This is a genomic window from Mesorhizobium sp. HAY1-8B (assembly GCF_056868045.1).
The window spans coordinates 2,790,120-2,808,045 of the sequence record NZ_CP200321.1; the positions used below are offsets into that span (position 1 = coordinate 2,790,120).

At 62.5% G+C, this 17,926-nt stretch carries 11 protein-coding genes; 4 read left to right on the forward strand and 7 right to left on the reverse strand.

What is annotated here, in order from left to right; genetic code table 11:
* Nucleotides 1-61: 61 nt before the first annotated feature.
* From AC1VON_RS13145 to tagH, 7 genes are all read right to left on the reverse strand, one after another.
* The gene (locus tag AC1VON_RS13145; RefSeq protein ID WP_483123132.1) at nt 62-2,467 is read right to left on the reverse strand and encodes a M23 family metallopeptidase; all 2,406 of its coding nucleotides are present in this window, start codon (nt 2,465-2,467) and stop codon (nt 62-64) included.
* Complete coding sequence (locus AC1VON_RS13150; RefSeq protein WP_483123134.1) at nt 2,464-2,964, reverse strand: DUF1036 domain-containing protein; 501 nt, start codon at nt 2,962-2,964, stop codon at nt 2,464-2,466. The genes AC1VON_RS13145 and AC1VON_RS13150 overlap by 4 nt, the downstream gene beginning before the upstream one ends.
* 12 nt (nt 2,965-2,976) lie before the next feature.
* Nucleotides 2,977-5,538, reverse strand: a complete 2,562-nt coding sequence (locus AC1VON_RS13155; RefSeq protein ID WP_483123138.1) for a serine/threonine-protein kinase — start codon at nt 5,536-5,538, stop codon at nt 2,977-2,979.
* Nucleotides 5,539-5,543: 5 nt separating this feature from the next.
* Nucleotides 5,544-6,317, reverse strand: coding sequence for a PP2C family protein-serine/threonine phosphatase (locus tag AC1VON_RS13160; RefSeq protein WP_172351742.1), 774 nt, complete (start codon nt 6,315-6,317; stop codon nt 5,544-5,546).
* Between the two features lie 159 nt (nt 6,318-6,476).
* Nucleotides 6,477-10,025 (reverse strand): type VI secretion system membrane subunit TssM, encoded by a 3,549-nt coding sequence (tssM, locus tag AC1VON_RS13165; protein ID WP_483123141.1) that lies wholly within the window; start codon nt 10,023-10,025, stop codon nt 6,477-6,479.
* A 22-nt stretch (nt 10,026-10,047) separates the two neighbouring features.
* Nucleotides 10,048-11,523: a type VI secretion system protein TssL, long form gene (gene tssL / locus AC1VON_RS13170; protein ID WP_483123144.1), complete on the reverse strand. Its 1,476-nt coding sequence runs from the start codon at nt 11,521-11,523 to the stop codon at nt 10,048-10,050.
* Between the two features lie 294 nt (nt 11,524-11,817).
* Nucleotides 11,818-12,873, reverse strand: coding sequence for a type VI secretion system-associated FHA domain protein TagH (tagH, locus tag AC1VON_RS13175; RefSeq protein WP_483123146.1), 1,056 nt, complete (start codon nt 12,871-12,873; stop codon nt 11,818-11,820).
* Nucleotides 12,874-13,119: 246 nt separating this feature from the next.
* Between tagH and AC1VON_RS13180 the strand changes: the two genes are divergently transcribed.
* The 4 genes from AC1VON_RS13180 (at nt 13,120) to AC1VON_RS13195 (ending at nt 17,920) form a co-directional block, all read left to right on the forward strand.
* The gene (locus AC1VON_RS13180) at nt 13,120-15,447 is read left to right on the forward strand and encodes a type VI secretion system Vgr family protein (protein ID WP_483123149.1); all 2,328 of its coding nucleotides are present in this window, start codon (nt 13,120-13,122) and stop codon (nt 15,445-15,447) included.
* 10 nt (nt 15,448-15,457) lie between these two features.
* Nucleotides 15,458-15,883 carry a DUF6484 domain-containing protein gene (locus AC1VON_RS13185; RefSeq protein WP_483123153.1) on the forward strand — a complete coding sequence of 142 codons (426 nt, stop codon included), beginning with the start codon at nt 15,458-15,460 and terminating at the stop codon, nt 15,881-15,883.
* Nucleotides 15,883-16,956, forward strand: coding sequence for a HEAT repeat domain-containing protein (locus tag AC1VON_RS13190; RefSeq protein WP_172351736.1), 1,074 nt, complete (start codon nt 15,883-15,885; stop codon nt 16,954-16,956). The genes AC1VON_RS13185 and AC1VON_RS13190 overlap by 1 nt, the downstream gene beginning before the upstream one ends.
* 67 nt (nt 16,957-17,023) lie before the next feature.
* Nucleotides 17,024-17,920 carry a DUF4150 domain-containing protein gene (locus AC1VON_RS13195; protein WP_245303325.1) on the forward strand — a complete coding sequence of 299 codons (897 nt, stop codon included), beginning with the start codon at nt 17,024-17,026 and terminating at the stop codon, nt 17,918-17,920.
* Nucleotides 17,921-17,926: the final 6 nt, after the last annotated feature.

The following is a 17,926-nucleotide window of genomic DNA, read 5'->3' on the forward strand; positions in this document are numbered from 1 at the left end:
AGCTATGGTAACACTTGGCAACAGGAACACCAATAGTCCGAGTGACTGATGCCATGGTAGGTCAAAGCGTATTCTGAATCGAGCTGATGAGGGCGGCGACGGCCTGCTTGTATTTTTCGAACTCCGGCGATGTCTGGCGGATCTCCGTTGTCGTTGTCTGCGGGCTGGCGTCGGTGGTCACACGGCTCAGCTTTTGGCCCATTTTCCTTTCGGCCCAGTCCACCACATAGCTGGCTGTCTTGCCGGTAAGAAACGGGTTGGCCTGGATGACGGCCGCCCCCAGCACGGCGCTCAGTTGCGCCGAAGCTGGCGCCGCCAGCACCTGATGCGCGCCTTCCATTCCCAGGAAATGACAGAGATAGAGCCGGCCGGCCGTGATCTGGTGGCCGCGCGCCCGAAGATAAGCCTCGCCTTCGCGCGCCAGGTTGCGCACCATCTCACGCGAAATCGTGGCGTCGTACCGCAGAGCCAAGAGGTCGGCGGTCGACAGCGTGCGCGCCAGTTCCGGACGATAGGTATTCATCATCCGGATCCAGGTCTTCGTTATGAACTGGCCGGCGCCGGTCGCCGAGGAATTCGGGTTCTTGGCGCGGGCGCTGCCGCCGCTTTCGACATGAACGATCCGCTCGGTCAGCGTTTCAACGGCGACATCGCCGGAATTGCCGGCATCATAGACGGCGGCGGTGGTGACCGTCCCCAGCGGATCGATCGCCTCACCATTCTGGTAGAGCTCGAAATGCAGGTGCGGGCCGGTCGAAAGCCCGGTGGTGCCGATATAGCCAATGACGTCGCCGGCCTTCACCTTGGTGCCGACGCCGCTCGCAATGGCGAATTTTTGCATGTGCGCGTAGCGCGTCTCGCGCCCGTTCGCATGCGAGATCTTCACCAGATTGCCATAGCCGCCGCCATCGCCCTGGAAACTGATCTCGCCGTCGAAGGCGGCCTCGACCGGCGTGCCGACAGGGGCGGCCCAATCGACACCCTTGTGGATGCGAACGACACCGAGGATCGGGTGTTTGCGCGGGCCGAAGGTCGAGGTCATGACCCCGTTCACCGGCGTGATCATGCCGTTGGCGACAGTTAGCGAGCGCACCTCGTCATTGCCCGTGACGCAGGCGAACTGGCCGTCGCTCTGCTGGAAGACGAAACAATCGATGGTCTTCTCACCGCCCTGGACGCCGACATAAAGGACCCGCCCGGACGTCTCGTCCTTGCCGCGCGGCGTCTGTGAGTAGATCAGCACCAGGCGCTGGTCCTCGCTGGCGAAGGCGTCGAGGTCCTGTCCTCGCGACAGGTACATGATCGCCTCGCCGATGACGCCGGTTGGAACCTTGTTGCGCGCGGCCGTCGAATAGATCGCGTCGAGCAGGCGGTATTGTCGCTTGGGCCCGCCTTGATCGGTACCGGAATAGTTGAACAGGTCCTCGCGCACCCAAGGGTCGACACCCGACACGAAGGCGCCGGCAGAATTGCGCGTCAGTGTGCCGACAAAGACATTCTTGGCGTAGATCGAAACCTGCATGAGCGACATCGTGGTCGTCCCACGATTTGGCCGGAATCCGCGCATGGCGACGACATAGCCCGGTTCCAGCCCGTCCCGGTTGAAGAGCGCCTTCAGCGCTTCGCCCGCCAGCTTGGCATCGTCGGCGGAGAAATGTGCATCGAGCGCAACGCTGTCCAGGCTGCGGTCGTTGAGGATCTTCACGAACGTGTCTTCGGTCGCCTCGAAGCGCTGGTACTCGCTGGTCACGGTTGCGACGGTCGTATTGTTCTCGATCTGGGTCTTCGTGAAGGCGGGCAGCGCTGCCTCGCCCTGATTGACGGTCTCTCCCCAGCCGGCCTCCGGGTCGTCTGCATCCTGCTTGGGCACCGAACCGGCTGGGGCCCCGCTAGCATCGGGTGCCGCCTGAAGGTCATTATCCAGGTCGCCCTGCTGGTCGTCCGATGCCGCCGGGGCGGGCGGAGCGGCCTGCTCAGCGGGTGCGGCAGCCGGAGATGCCGGAGCGGTCCGCCGCTGTGCCTGGAAGAACGCGAAGTCCTCCTGCGTCGACGGGATCGTCGTCATGAACTTTTCGCTGGCGCTAAGCATCACGTCGGAGAGGATCTCGATCTGCGGCGAGGCGCCGGAACTGTCGAGCTCAGCCGGGCGCGCCACCGTATGGCCCTTGCTTGCCGTGTCGGCATCGGGCGCCAGGGTGATCCACATCGGATCTCCCGCAAGGTCGATGATGGCAGGCACGTAGACGGATGCATCGGCCGGCACATCGTCCACGCCTTCGACCGCGTGCAATTCCTCGTCTTCGTCGCCGAACGACCAATAGTCCGCGGTAAAGTAGAGACCGGCTGCGATGGAGAGCAGGACCATGACGGCGAAACCGGCAATGAGCCTGCGCCAAAGCGTTCGCCTGCGCAGCGCGGCGCGCGCCTGCTTCTTCTGCTTGAAGCTCGTGTCGATACTGTGCGTCACGGACTGCTTCCGGTCAGGAAGAAGGTCCACCGCACCTGTTCCAGCGTATCGACTTCGAGAAATTGCGCCGCGATATGGCCACGCTGCCAACAGTCGTCGATGCCGCGTATCGAAAAGCGTCGTCGCTCGATGCACATCTCGGTAGATCCGGTAAGGATCGCATGGCCAAACACGTCCGTTGCATAGATGTAGATGTAACGGTTCGTCAGTTCCTCGCGGATGACGTTCACGCATTGATTTGCGCCGATGGTCCACCAGCCGTCGGTCTGGTCCGCATTGTCGACCTTCTGGCCGACCGCCAGATTGACGACGTCGAGCGTCTGGTTGCAGACCGTGAATTCGGCGCGCGCTTCGGTGGATGCCAGCACGGCCAGCAGTGCCGCTCCAGCCATGATCGCAAGCTTGATGCGGCCCGTCAGGGCGGGCAGGGTTGGAGCCGGATCACGCTGCTCTATGGGCAGGCCGGCAGGGGGCAGACACGCGCGGCTGAGTTCCATCGGGCGCCCATGCTATCCGCCGAGCCGGAAATACTTGGCAGTGGCTGAAAACTGAGATCCGTCGGTTTCGATCTCCTCAAGAATTTTGGGCAGCAACACCGAGGCCGGCGTTGGCGTGGAGAAGGCAGCCGCCTGAATATCCTGCGGGCCTGTGATCACCATTATGATCTGAGGCACGGCCTTCCCGGTGGCTTTGTCGGCGGCGCCCAGCCCGATCGGGATGTTGAAGGTAGCCTTGTCCGATTGCACGACGATGCGGTCGTCGAGGTTGAACACCATGCCCTTGTGGTCGATCAGCAGCACACTGGAAATGAGCCCGCCACGCGTCACCAGCGTGCCGCGGATCGGCGTACCGTTCGGCACCGATGTCCGGTCCAGAGCAAGCTGCGGTTTGTCGGCCGCGGTCTGCCCCAGAAAGCGCAGAAAGTTGGTGACTTCGCATTGGCTCGGGTCAATGAGGCGGACGCTGATGTCCGGCTCGACATGGAATTTTGCCTGGAACGCGCCCAGCATCTGTTCGAATGGCTGGACCGCCGTGCCAAATCCTTCGATCGCGGGGGCCTTGTCGGCTGACGACGTCATGGTTGCATAAAAACAGTCGCCGCCGCTGAAGTCGCGAACCCAGGAGACTCGTTGCGCGCTGTCGTCGACGGCCGGGGGGATCACTGGTTTGGGCACGTTCAACGCGACGACAGCTTGGTCCGGCTGTTTGGTTGGCGGCAACGAGGCGTTTTGGCCCTCGGTGTTCGCGGCATCTGTCTGGCCTGCAGTGGGTTTGGGTGCCGGCACGGCCGCCTTGGGTGCTGCCGGCTGGCTGATCTGTGGCTCGGGCCGCACGGGCTCTGGCTGGGCCGGCGGCGGCGTTGCGACCTTCTCGGCTGGCGGGGTGGGAGCTGTCGTCTCGGATACTGGGGCCGACATTTGGCTGTTGCTGACCATCGTATCCGGCTGGATTGCCGGCGATGCCTCTGGCTGCGCGTTCGTTGCCGAAGGCTTCACGGGTTCCGCTGTTTGCGGGGCAGTGGGTTTCGCCGGCTCCGGCGCTTGCACTGGCTTGGCATCTGCCTGGCTTTCAGCCGATGGCGTGCTCGCTTCTGTTTGCGGTTGCGCCGCCATTGCCGGTGGCTTCGGGGGTGCTTCGGCCGGTGAGGGGGCTTCCGTGGGCTTGGCGGGCCGTGGCTTTTGAGCCACCTCTGCCTCCGGCAGTTTTTCAGCCGGAGCCACGCTTGCTTCCGGCTGTGCGGGCGGAACCGGCTTTGCCGGTTCCGGGGCGTTCGCGATCTTGTCGGCGGGGAGCGGAGTTGCCGTTTCCGCGGCAGGCTTTGACGGTTGGGGCGCGGAAAGCGACGTCTTGCCGGCAGTCGGTGGCGCGGGCGTCATGAAGCCACTCAGGTAAAGGCCCGCGCCTGAGGCGACAGCCAGCGTCGCCAGGGCGGCGATCGCAACGGTGCGGGTCCTTGCGGGTTTTCCAGGGGCGTTGCGGGTGGCCGTGCTTGGCGGGCCGGGGTTCGCCCGAGGCTGCGGTTCGGACAAAAGCGCGGGCCGGACATGCGGGACGAAGGGTTGCGCGCCCGCGCCAATTGCCGCCGGCGCATTGTGTCCCGGGACGTTGGATGGCTGGGGCTGCGCCCTGGGATCGGGAGCAAGGGTCTGCCCGGCTCGAGGCAAGCCCGGCCGGTCGCGGGGGGTGATCGACGTCGGCGGCGTTGTTCCTTCTTCTTCGTCGCGCGTCATCCTGGCAATATCCGCCATGCTGACCGGCCGGTCCTGCGGATCCGGTTGCAGCATGGCTTCGACAATGCCGCGAAAATCCTCGTCAATGTCGGAGAGGTCGGGCACGGTCCGGCGCTTTTCGATGATCTCGAACTGTGATCCGCTCATGTCGATCGGCTTGCCGCGCAGCGCGGCGGCCAGCACCAGCCCAAGGCTGTAGATATCGGACTGTTCACGGACGTCGCCGCTGTAAAGGCCGAGTTGTTCAGGTGAAACGTAGTTGTACTTTCCCGCGAACTTTCCGCCGATCAGCGTCTCACCACCCACGGTCGCCGATCGCGCGATGCCGAAATCGATGATCTTTGCGCGGTCGACGCGGCCTCCCGGCAGGATGATGTTGTCGGGTGAAAGGTCGCGATGGATCGCGCCTGCCTGATGCACGGCGCTCAGGCCGGATGCGAGGCGATGGCAAAGCTTGCGCACCTCTTCCGTCGGCATCGGCCCGCGTCGCATGATGTCGAACAGCGACTCGCCGTCGACGAATTCCATGGCAAGGTAGGGACGGCCGATCCCGGGATCGATGGTGAAGACGTGGTATCGCACGACCGCGTCATGCGACAAATGGTTGAGGATCGAGGCCTCCTTGCGGAACAAGGACAGGATCGTCTGGTCACGGGCAAACTCGGGCAGGACGATCTTGATCGCGACATGGTCTCCGGTCTGGATGTTGTGGCCACGGTAGACCTCACCCATGCCGCCGAATGCGATCCGCTCGTCAAGTTCGTAGATGCCGCTGAGCTGTGTGCCTACGGCGGTGTTGGCCACCTGCGGCGATATCCGCGTCTTGTCGTCGGCGCTCATCAGCCTTAGCCCTCCGCTCTCGACAGATCAGCGCGAAGCGATTGTCCATTGCGCCCGTTTCCGATCTTCACCAGCACAATGGTGACATTGTCCGTTCCGCCCCGCGCCAGCACCGTTTCCAAGAGATTCTCGCAGGCCGCCTGCGGCGTTGCCGACACCACCGCTGCCTCGATCTCCGCGTCGGTGACATGCGCTGTCAGCCCATCGGTGCTCAGCACGAAAATGTCCCCTGGCATCAGTTCGCCTTGCTGGAAGTCGATGATGAAGTCATCGCTGACGCCGACCGCATGTGTGATGACATTGCGGCGTGGCCAGGTGAGCGCCTCGGCTGCACTGATCATGCCTCGGTCCAACAGTTCCTGCACTTCGGTGTGGTCTTTCGAGATCTGCGAGATCGAGGCGTTGCGGATCAGGTAGATCCGGCTGTCGCCCGCCCACAGACAGGCAAAGCGTCCGTCCATCGCCAACAGGGCGGCGACCGTGGAGCCGATGGTGATGCCGCGCGATTCCGATATCCTGCGGATCTCGGCATTGGCCCGGCTCAGCCTGTCCTCGAAGCGCGCCCGCAGGTCCGGAGCGGAGCTTGCGATGCCGATCGTGGCCAGATGGTCGACAATGCTGGCCGAGGCGACCTCTCCTGCCTCATGCCCGCCCATTCCGTCAGCCACCACCCAAAGCCCGGTTCGCGGCTCGAGCAGATAGTTGTCCTCATTGTGCTCGCGGACACAGCCCTTATGGCTCACGCCGAAGCTGTCAAAGGGTAGGGCGACATCGTTCAACTTGCCACCAAACGCGTCTGACGCGTCCTCTGCGGCGCACTCCCGGGCGCCCGCTCAAGCCAGTCTGCCACAGGCTCGGCTGATAAAGTATCGAAATTACGGTCCAGGCGCCTGCGGCTCATGCAGGGTGTCACCGCGTTGAAAAGTTCGAAGCCCATCTCAAAACGCCTTCGGACAGCTGAATCCGGAAAGTGCCGGAAGCAGGAACGGGTTGGGGCCGGAGCCGGTCTGGATCGTATAGGTGACGTCGCGCCCGCCGATCACGAAGCGCGCTTCGACATTGCTGTCGGTGCCGGTCATGGCCGCCTTGTCCATGAGCCGCTTCAGCGCCCACGGCCCTTCGAACTTGATGCTGGAGTCGCGGCCTGGCATCTCCGGCGTCAGGCTCAGGCTGGCGGATCCCGAGGCCGCTCCGCTCGGCCAGGTCACTATGCTTGGCGCGTTGCCCGCCTGGTTGCTCTGGACGGTCTGGCCATCGACATCGAGCACCGCGGAATCGGCATCGCCATGCAGTGAGAACGGCGTGAAGGTTATGCTGATCGACGGCGTCGAACCACCCTGGGGAAAGAACGCGCTGCGGATTTCGGCCGCCTGCTGGAAGGTTTTCAGCGTCGATTTCGACAGGTCGCGGCCGAAGCGCGCATCCTGCTTCCAGCTCCAGTCCTGACCGCTCATGTCGATCAGCGATGCGAGGTTTTGCGCGAAGAACCGGTCCAGCAGCCCACCCGGAGCGAACAGTTTGGCGAAATCCGCCATCGCCATGTCCTCGGCGCCAGTACCGGAGAACGGATAGCGGCCGTTGATCGCCGCTTCGCAAGGAGCCGTGACCGCCTGGTCGAGCATCTGGTTCAAATTCGCCACCGAGGTCTCGGCTGCGTTGCCTTCAAATTCGTCCGCGGTCGCATTGACCATTCTGGCGAGCGGCTTGGGCAGGCGCGAGGAATTGGCACGAAGGGTGGCTATCTGCAGCTGCAGATTGGCGTTGACACGTTCCGTCTGCGACGGCACGTCGGCCGCCAGTTGCAGGCTCTGGTAGATGTCGCGGAAATTCTGGGTCAAGGCATCGATCGGTCGGCGTCCGGCTGGGCCGTTCACCAGGGCCTGGAATGACCTGAACTGCGCTTCGATATTGGCCCCGGGATTCTGGTCTGCTGCCGATCCCGTGCCGGCACGGCTTTGCGATTTTCCGGTGGCGATTTGTATGCCGATGCGAGCCAGACCCTTGGCCATTTTTGCGGCGTCTGGAGACTGGCCTTGAGCCGTGCCGGCCTCAACCCCGGTGCCTGAGTCTTTGGCCTCCCGCGTCAGCGCTGTTTCGTCGGCGACCGCCGTAAACAGCTGTTCGATCGGCGAGGTTGGCGAGGCGACGGCGGAAAGCGCAATGTAGTGCGGCTTGTCCTTCAGCATCGCCTTGAACTTCAACCCGTCGAGAACGCCGTTCCATGCCGTTGCGAACTCCTTCCCGTAGCGATCGAGAAGTTCGGGGCCGAGCTTGAGCAACTCCTGGTCGATGCCGCCTTGCTCGCCGCCACCGCCGAGCACCCACTGGTCGTCGACCAGCATCTGCGCAATGTGCGAGAGCTGTCCGAGATAGAATTGGTTGAAGCCGGCCCAAGTGTAGAGGCCGGGCACGCGAAGGCCTGACAGATCGCTGCCATCGACACGTTCGAACAATAGCTGCGCTTCCGGTCCGCCCTTCATGGAAACGGGAAAATCGTCCAGCGCCGCCGAATACACCGCTGACTTGATCAACGCGGAGGCACGGTCTGCGAGGCTCATGCGCCCGAGCGAACGCTGGGCGGCTTCGATGAGCGGCTGGTTGAGCTCGAAAACCGGATCATAGGCGTCGTCCAAGGCAAGCATGGCGCGCAGGTGCTTTTCGAGTTGCTCGCGTCCCGCGCGGTTGTTTTCGCCCGGATACCGGTTTTGCTCCCAATCCTGCTTCATCCAGGAAACGATCAGCGCGTCGTCGACCTTCGGCGCCTTGCCGCCGAGCATCAGATAGATCTTCAACGGCTCGTAAAGCGCGGCGGGGTCGGCCATCTTGGCCTGGATCGTCCGCTCAGCCTGGATCAGCAAACGCGACCGCAACAGGCGTTCCAGCGCTTGCCGGTAAGCCGTCTTGGATGCCGAAAGAAGTCTCTCCCGTTGGCCGAGGCCGAAGGTCTCCTCGATCGGTGTCGGCATGTCGCCGGTTTCGAACCCGGCCGGCAGGTCGCGCAACTGGTCGAGCGGGCCAATGACGTTTTCGAGGTCGACGTCGGTGACCTCGGTACTCTTGAGCAGCGTGTCCGCCGTTGCGCGATACTGGCCCATGGCCTGCGTTGTGGAGGTGATCAGCGACCTGTTGGCCGTGAAGCTCAGGGCCAGGGTGCCGAGGGCCGCCGCGACGATCAACACGATGGCGCAAAGTCCTGCAAATCTGGCGATCGCCGCACGCCTTACAGCCGATTTGTCGTAGGAGACCCATCCGGATTCGGCAAAAATGACGCCCGTCAGCAGATCATGCAAGAAGAAGCTTTTGCCGGTTCCCGAAAGATGGGCGCGGGAATCGCCACCGAAGCTGCGGCCGATCGCGCCCAACACCTGATCGATGGGCGTTCCCTCTTGCGTACCTGACGAAAAATAGAGGCCACGCAGGCTGACATTCACCTGGCTGCGGGCCGGATCGAACAAGCCGGCGATAAAACTCGCAATTCGGCTCTTCAGCGCACCAAACTGCGCCGGAAAGCCAAAGACGGATATGCGTGCGACCGGATCGACCTCTTCCTGAAGGCGGTCGGGCATCTCCTCGACCAGGCGCCTTGCCAGCGCATCGAATTCGGCCGGGGCCTCGGCCGCCATGTTCTTGTTGCGATCCGTGGTTTGGAATGTCGCGCCCCAGACCTTGCGCCGGCGGGGTTCGTCGAAAGCGCCGAAGTAATCCATGAACCCGGAAACAAGATCGGCCTTGGTGAACAGCAGATACACTGGAAACTGGATCTTCAGCGTCTCGTGGATTTCCCGCAGCCGGCTGCGTATCTCCACGACGTGAGCATCAAGCTGCTGATCGTCGAGGCCGATGAGATCGGCGAGGCTGATCGCCAGGATGACGCCATTTATAGGCTGCCGCGTGCGGTATTGCTTGAGCAGCGACAGGAAGGCGAGCCAGCTCTTCTTGTCGCTCTCGGCATTGGAATCCTGCGTCGTGTAGCGTCCGGCGGTGTCGATCAGCACGGCCTCGTCGGTGAACCACCAGTCGCAGGCGCGTGTTCCGCCAACGCCGGCGACCGGCTGGGCATCACCCGAACCGGCCAGCGGAAAGTTCAGACCCGAATTGACCAGTGCCGTTGTCTTGCCCGCGCCGGGCGGGCCGATGATGATGTACCAGGGGATCTCATAGAGGAAATTGCGCTTGCCGCTCGACCGTTTGAGCGCGGCGATGGCTTCGTTCATGCGCGCCTCGAGCACCCGTGAGTCGTCATCCCTGTCGTCGTTGCGGGCAACGGCGGTCTCCAGCGCCTTTTGTGCCTTGCGCATCCGCCAGAAACGCAATCCGTAGAAGAGCGCCACGGCCGCCACGATCACAGCGATGATTGCCGCGCGCAGCCAGGCCGGCCCGAGAGGACGGCTATCGGCGAAGCGGATCAAAGGTCCGGTGAACCACACTGCCGCTGAAAAACCGGCCAGCGCGATCATGCTGAATATCCGCAGCAGCCAACGCGTCATCGGCGCATCCAACCGGTCCTGCTCACAATGTCTCCTCCTTGGCGATCATCACATCGACCCGGCGGTTCTTGGCGCGGCCTTCCGGTATTGTATTGTCGGCGATCGGCTCGTCCTCGCCCTTGCCGTCCACCGTCAGTCGCGAAGGATCGCTCAACTTCTGCGCCATCATGGTTTCGACGGCCTTCGCCCGGGCGACGGAAAGATCGAAGTTGGACTTGAACGGGCTCGATTTTCGAGGCTTCACATTGTCCGTATGACCGACGATCCTGATTGGTCCGCGCTCGGGTTCCAGGGCCGCTGCGATGTTGGCGGCTATGGGCTGGAACTCCGGCTTCGCGTCGGCTCTGCCGGACTGGAACACCAGGAGATTGTTGATTTCAACGACGATGAAGCCGCCCTTCGTGCCGACGGTCAGCCCGCCGGCTTCGATATCCTTGGCCAGTGCCGAGCGGATGCGATCGATCTGCGTGGTCGTGGCTGCCGGAGGGGTGACTTTCTCCGGCTCGGCCAAAGGCGCGACACTGGCGCGCTCGATGGCGATCGGCGTCGACGGGTTGAGGGCCAGCAATTCACCAGCGGTGGCGTCGCCTTCATTGGTGATGAAGACCCGCAACGCGAAGAATGCCGCCGTCAGCAGCGCCGCTGCCGCTGCCGCAACGGCCCAGAGCGGCAGGCGTGTCGAAGACTGCGTCATCGTCGCCGCCAGGCCCTGCCAGCGAGGCGAGATGTCTTCGTCCGCGCGGGGCCTGAAATAGCGAAGCGTTTCGTAGACGTCGCGCCGAACGCGTTCGAGATTGGTGTCCTCGCGCGTCAGGCCGCGATATTGGCCTTCGTACCCCAGCGACAGACACACATGCATCAGTTCGAGCAGATCGTAATGTGCCTCCGGGCTGGCCAGGATTTTGTTCAGCGCTTCGAAAAAGCCTGTGCCGTTGGGCTCGACGTGGAAGAACCGCGACAGCATGCTGTGCTGCACCCAGGCGTCCTTGCGTGGCCAGGGCAGGTTGCCGATGAGATCGTCGGCGGTTTCGCAGAGGACAAATTTCGCAATCCGCGCATCCTCTTCGGCAACGCCTGCTTTCTCCAGTGCGCTGTCGAACTTGTCGATCGCATCAGTGATATGCTCCGCCAATGGCTCCGCTTGTCTCTCGACCGGGATAAGCCTGAGCTGACCGAATAGCATCAGCAACGGTGCGGCCGCGGCAAGGATCGGGTTTGCCGCGGAATATCGGACGTTGTCCGTGACATTGAGCAAGGTCTCCTGCGGCAGGGCCGGAGCCGCCACGGGAGGAGTCCCCTGATAAATAACGGTCCCGGATGTCCAACCGGGCGGCGTATGCCGGCCGACACCGGGATCGAACACGGTCGAGTCCTTGACCTGCGAGGGCTGTCCGCCATCCGCGACGGGAGGGCCCGGTGCCGGCTTTCGCTCACGCCGTGGCGTGGCGCGAATGACGGTCTTGCCCGCCGGGCCGAAAGGATCGTCCTTCGAGCTCATCGCCGATCGTCCGTCGGCGCCCGGCACCCGCGCTCTTGGCGGACAGGCGCAAAGCTTCTCGCGGTCAGGTAAAGCAAAGGCAGGCCCTGCAGGTCAGGACTCTGTGTTGAGGAAGGCAGACTAAAACTTGCTATCCCGCCGTAAGATGACATCTGCCGCAGACCCCCAGGTCGATCAGGCTTACCCGCTTGGCGAATTGTCGTATGCGATCGTAATCCCGGAAACTCTCGATTGGAACCGGATGCCGCACACCGAAGAGGTATCTTCATCGGCTGCAACGCTCCCCTGAAGCGCCTATTTCTGCTTGTCGGCCTTGGCATAGGCTTCGCTGAAATAGGCCAGGAATATGTCCAGCATGCCGTTCTCGTGTGCTTCCTCCATGGTTCGCCAGGTCGCGACAAAAGCGTCCCAGGCCTGGCTCTTTTTCGACGAGAACGATGTCGGCGGAAGCTTTCTTCCGATCGCTTCGGGAGACAAGTCGTCGAGCAGCCGCGACAGCGCCGCCTGCATGGCGGCATAGGTGGCGAATTCGTGCGTCTTGAGATCGCGGAACGCATCCTCGATGCTGCGCCTGGCATCGAGATAGCCGGCACGGCGTCGCGCAAACATGATCTCGAGGATGTCGTCGGTTCCTGGGACGAACTTCAGGGGATTGTTGTCGGCCGCGCTGATCATCGTTCGTTGTGTGCTCTTGGCCAGCATTTTCGCGGCCGCGCGTGCTTTCAGCAGCAAGGTCACTTCCTCGACCACCGTCCGCAGCACCGCGCCGATTTCGGCGGCGACTTCATGCGGGTCGCGCGATTGCAGCAATTCCGGCGAGATACCGGCCGCGATCGCGATTTCTCGCAGCACCTCGTCTCGCGTCGAGGGAAGCGGCGAGGGTTGCGACGAGAATGCCGGAGCCCTAACCCGCTGACCGGACCGTTGCTCCGCGGGATCGAAGAAGGGTCCATCTCCGAATTCCAGCGACCGATTTGTCGCGGCCGGCATTTCTCGCTGCGTCGAGCCGCGGTTGGGATGACCTGTCGCTGCGCGCTCCTCGTCGATCGACACGAAGATGACATAGCGGCCAATCAGCATCCGGTCGCCGTTGGCCATCCGATGCGGGCCGGTCATGCGCTGGTTTGATCCGTTGATGTAGGTTCCGTTGCGCGAGACGTCGTGCAGCCAGAATGCGCCTGTCTCGTAGCGGACCTCGCAATGCCGGCCGGAGATGAACTTGTCGGGGTCCGACAAGGTCCAGTCGCAAGCATCGCGCCCGATTTCGAAGCTGCGATCCCGCGCCGCGTAGCCGGTCGAGATGCCCGCAGGCAAGGCGTCGACATTGTTGATTTGCAAACTGATGTACATCCAGGGTCGCCGTCGAACACTGACCGATACTCCACATTCTAGCAGTTTGCACATACAACAGGACAGCAGTGTTTCGAGCCGATGCATCGACAGGGCAAGGTTTTGACGCTGTGTGTCCTCTTTGGTTGGCAGGACAATATGTGGTAGGCTCAACATGGCCTGGTGCGGTGGGTCTTAAAAGGTTCCTCAGCAGATGGGACTTCAAATCCACCGCGTCGGCGGCCGCGTCCAGGAGGGGCACGACCCATGCCGAACGAACGTGCCACGGTTGTACAGACACCCGTTGGCGCCGAGCTGTTGACCTTCACGCATCTTGTCGGGCGCGACGAGATCAGCCGTTGCTTTGCCTATACGGTCGGGTTCGTCAGCCCCAGCTCCGACATCGATCCGCTGAAGATGCTGGGGGGAATGGTTTCGGTCGAAGGTGAATCCGATCCGAAACGGTGGTTCAGCGGCCTGGTGTCGGAGTTTCGCCTGACCCGCATCGAAGACCGGCTGGCCTATTACGAAGCGGTCGTCAGGCCGTGGCTCTGGTTCCTCGGCAATGCGACCGATTGCCGGATCTTTCAAAACATGACCGCTGTCGAGATCGTCGAAAAGATCTTCTCGAAATACGGGACGGCGAAATTCGAGAAGCGGCTGCAAGGGTCGTACCCGTCGCGTGAATACTGCGTACAGTACGACGAGAGCGATCTCGATTTCGTGCAACGCCTGCTCGAGCACGAAGGCATCTTCTATTTCTTCGAGCATGACGAGGGCAAGCACACGCTCGTTCTGTGCGACGCGATGAGCAAGCTGAAGCCGGCGCCGGGCTACGAGAAGATACCGTACAATTTCGAAGGACAGGGTTCGCGGCGCGACGTCGAATACATCACCGAATGGATTCCGGGCAGTTCGGTGAGGCCCGGCGCCTATGCCCACACCGACTATGATTTCAAGAAGCCTGGCGCCGATCTGATGGCGAAGTCCGCCCAGCCGTTCAGCCACAAGGAAGCCTCCGGCGAGAATTATCGCCAGCCTGGGGCGCATCTCGATGTGGGGCGCGGCGACACCTTGGCCGGCATCCGGCGCGAGGAACTTCAGGCCGCGCATCAGCGCATCACCGCCGTTGGAACCGTGCGGGGCCTCCATTCCGGCTGTACGTTCAAGCTGGAAAGCTTTCCGCGCGATGACCAGAACCAGGAATATCTGGTTGTCAGCGCCGAATACAGGTTGTTCGATCCGGGCTACAGGACCCAGAACGAAGCCCACAGCGAGAATTACAAGATTGTGCTGGGTGTCGCGCCGACTGCCTTGCCCTATCGCGCGCCGCGGATCACGGCGCGGCCGATCATGCGCGGGCCGCAGACGGCGACGGTGGTCGGCCCTTCAGGCGAGGAGATATTCACCGACAAATATGCCCGGGTGAAGGTGCAGTTCCACTGGGACCGCCTGGGCAAGAAGAACGAAAACAGTTCCTGCTTCGTGCGTGTCTCGCAGACCTGGGCCGGCAGCGGCTGGGGCTTCATCCAGATACCGCGCATCGGCCAGGAGGTGATCGTCGACTTCCTCGAAGGCGACCCTGACCTGCCGATCATCACCGGCAGGGTCTACAATGCCTCGCAGATGCCGCCCTATGGCTTGCCGGGCAATGCAACGCAGTCGGGCTGGAAATCCAACTCCTCGAAAGGCGGCGGCGGCTACAACGAGCTGATGTTCGAGGACAAGGCCGGCTCCGAGCTGGTCAACTTCCAGGCGCAGAAGGACCACAACCTTCTGATCAAGCACGACCGTACCAAGCTCGTCCAGCACGACCAGTCCGACCGCATCGACCACGACGCCAAGCATTCCGTCGGCCACAACCTCGACGAGGACGTTGGCAACAACAAGACTGTCAAGGTCGGCGTCGACCAGACCACGAATATCGGCAACAACGACACCGAGACGGTGGGCAAGAACCGCTCGCTGACGGTCGGGGCGAATGAGACGATCAGCATCGGTTCGAACTCCACCGAAACGATCGGCGCCAATCACACGCAGACCGTCGCCATCGTCCAGACGGTGAGCGTCGGCGCGGCCCGGGTCGATTCGGTGGCGGCATCCGAAACACGAACCGTCGGTGGCCCGCAAGCCAATACGATCGGCGCGACACGGTCGGTCACCGTGGGGTCAGCGCAAAGCCACGACATCGGGGCAGCCGACAGCTGGAACATCGCGGCCGCGCAAAGCGTCAATGTCGGCGCCGATCAGAGCGTGACTATCGGCAGCGCCCAGACGTTCAACGTGGGCGCGGCGCGTAGCGCCAGCATCGCGGCCGACGATTCCACGACCGTCGGCGGCGCCCATTCCTTGGGTGTTGCGAAAGGCAGTTCGATCAATGTCGGCGAGAACAGCTCCATCAAGGTCGGCAAGAAGCTGGTGATCGACGCCGGTGACGAGATCCTGATCAAATGCGGTTCGGCCAAGATCATGATGAAGAAGGACGGGTCGATTGGCATCGAGGGCAAGGATATTTCGGTGAACGGGTCCGGCAAGATCACCATCAAGGCTTCCAGCGACATTGTGATGAAGGGTTCGAAGATCAGTGAAAACTGAGGATGTGACGATGGTCGAAACACGTGAGCGTATCGAAGGGGTCGTGATCGGGATTTTCCTGGGGTTCGGCGAAGGTGCGCCGCTTGTCGTCTTCCCCGGCAATCCAGAAGAGACAGCCATCCCGGCCCGCAGCCTGACCGAACTCAGCTCCGATATGATCGGTGCCGAAGTCGCATTGCTGTTTCAGGATGGCAATCCGGGTCGTCCCTTGATTGTCGGGCGGGTAGTCGAGCCGGCCCGCAACGCGGCCTCGCCGCAGATCATTCGCGACGGCGAGACCGTGCGAATTATGGGCAAGGAGCGTATCGAGTTGCGCTGCGGCGAGGCGGCGATCCTGATGGAAAAAGACGGCCGCATCACCATTCGCGGCACCTATGTCACCAGCCAGGCCAGCGCCGCCAATCGTATCCGGGGCGGATCGATCGATCTCAACTGATGTTGGCGGCACAGGGCAAACCGAAAGCGGAAGGTGCGCCGGAGCGGCGAATAGTGCGGGATATTGTTCGGCAACATGCCGAGCAGGCCGCGTTCTTCTGGGCGCAGCGCGACACGTTGATGGAGAGCGACCCGCCCGATGTCGATGTGGTCGCCGGTGTCGACAGGCGTCTGGAGGCCAACCTTGATGGTTTGCGCATCGCGGGTCCGTCCGCCTGGCCATATATCGTGCGGGCTTATGAGGACTTCCCTGAAAAGGGCGAACTGTTCCTCTACGGATGGATGGGGATCGAGCAGACCGATGGTCGCCGTGTTGCCGAGGCCGTCGAGTTCGGCCGTCAAGGTAGCGACGACGCTCGCGGGCTGATCGGTGCGCTGGCCTGGCACGAGCCGACAACGATCGCCCCCTTGGTGCGGGACTGGATCGGAGCGCCGGATGCGTTCAAGCGATTTCTCGGCGTATCCGCCTGCCTTGGGCACAATGTCGATCCCAGGCAGATGCTGGTTCGACTGGTCCGCGATCCGGATGCACGGGTTCGCGCCACCAGCCTGCATCTCGCCGGAAAGCTGAAACGTGCGGACCTTGTGGAGGAACTGAGAGCCGCCTTGAATAATGCCGACGAGAAGTCGCGGTTCTGGGCCGCCTGGGCGCTGACCGAACTTGGCTCAGGGGATCTGGCCAGCCCTGAATTGCGGAAGGTGGCGGTCAGTGGTGGTCCCGATGCGATGATGGCCTTGCGCGCGGTGGTCAAGGCCGAGCCGGACAAGGATGTGCGCGGCTGGATGGGTGGATTGCTCAAGACGCCGGAAACCGCGCCCTTGGCCGTGCGGGGCGCGGGTATGCTCGGCGACCGCACCCTCCTGCACTGGCTCATCCACCAGATGCGCACACCGGCGCTGGCGGTGCCCGCGGGGGCGGCGTTTTTAGAATTGTTTCCCGAGGCGCGGCTGGAGGACAGCTTGTTTTCCGTCGAGCCGGAAGTGCTCGGCGACGCCTTCGCGACGTATTTCGAGGACAACCCACCCTACCTGCCAGTAGCGGACCGGGTGAAGGATTGGGCAAAGGGGCTGTAAGGCGATGCCGTCACACATCTCCGTCAACAACCTTGGCCTGACCTACAAGGGCACGGTCGGCCTCTCTATGGCGACAATCCCGGATGTCTGCAAGACGCCAAGCCCCGGCGGGCCTGTCCCGCTTCCCTACCCCAATATCGCGGAACAATCATCGCTCTCCGATGGAACGACGACGGTGTTCGCAAAGGGCAAGATGATTGCCATCAAGGGATCCCACTACAGCCGAAGCAATGGTGATGAACCCGGCACCGTTGGCGGCGTAAAATCCAACGTCAACATGAAGGCGACGGACTGGATCACCTACTCTTTCGACGTGAAAATGGACGGTCAGAACGCCTGCCGACACACGGACAAGAAGTTTCACAACGACAAGAATACGGTGGATCTTGGGGGCAATGTGGATCCCCGGAGCAAGACCGAAGGCACGGTTTTGGTGATCCTGTGCGAAGATGCGCCGAAGGGAAAAACGAAATCCGGAAAGCCGCGCAAGAAATACGACGAGTGCGAGCTGGAAGAGATATGCGCCAAGATCAAGGCGTACGATGCCGCGCTCAAGGGCAGAAAGAGTTCGGAGTTCACCGAGGTCAAGCAGGCCGGCAAGAGATACGGGCCGGATGGCGACGGAACGAGAAATTCCGGCAACAACGTCTGCAAGTCGATCAAGCGCTACGCCAGGCTGGGCAAGGGGCCGGGCGGGGAAGGAAAGCCCGAGGACATGGGGTTCCACGACGTTTCCCCGGACTGTCAGAAGAAGCTCAAGGAGAAGGCCGAGAGCACGCGGCCAAAATACAGGCTGTTCAGCCCGGATCACGTCCAGGAAATCCAGCACAACGGCCATCCTACCCGGGGATCCAATCTTCGTTGGATGTCACGCCGGCCGAACAAATGGATCGGTGGTGCGATGAGCGATCTGAAAACGAGCGGTCCAAACCGACATACGGGCGTTCGCGGGGACTGCTGCTGATGGAGC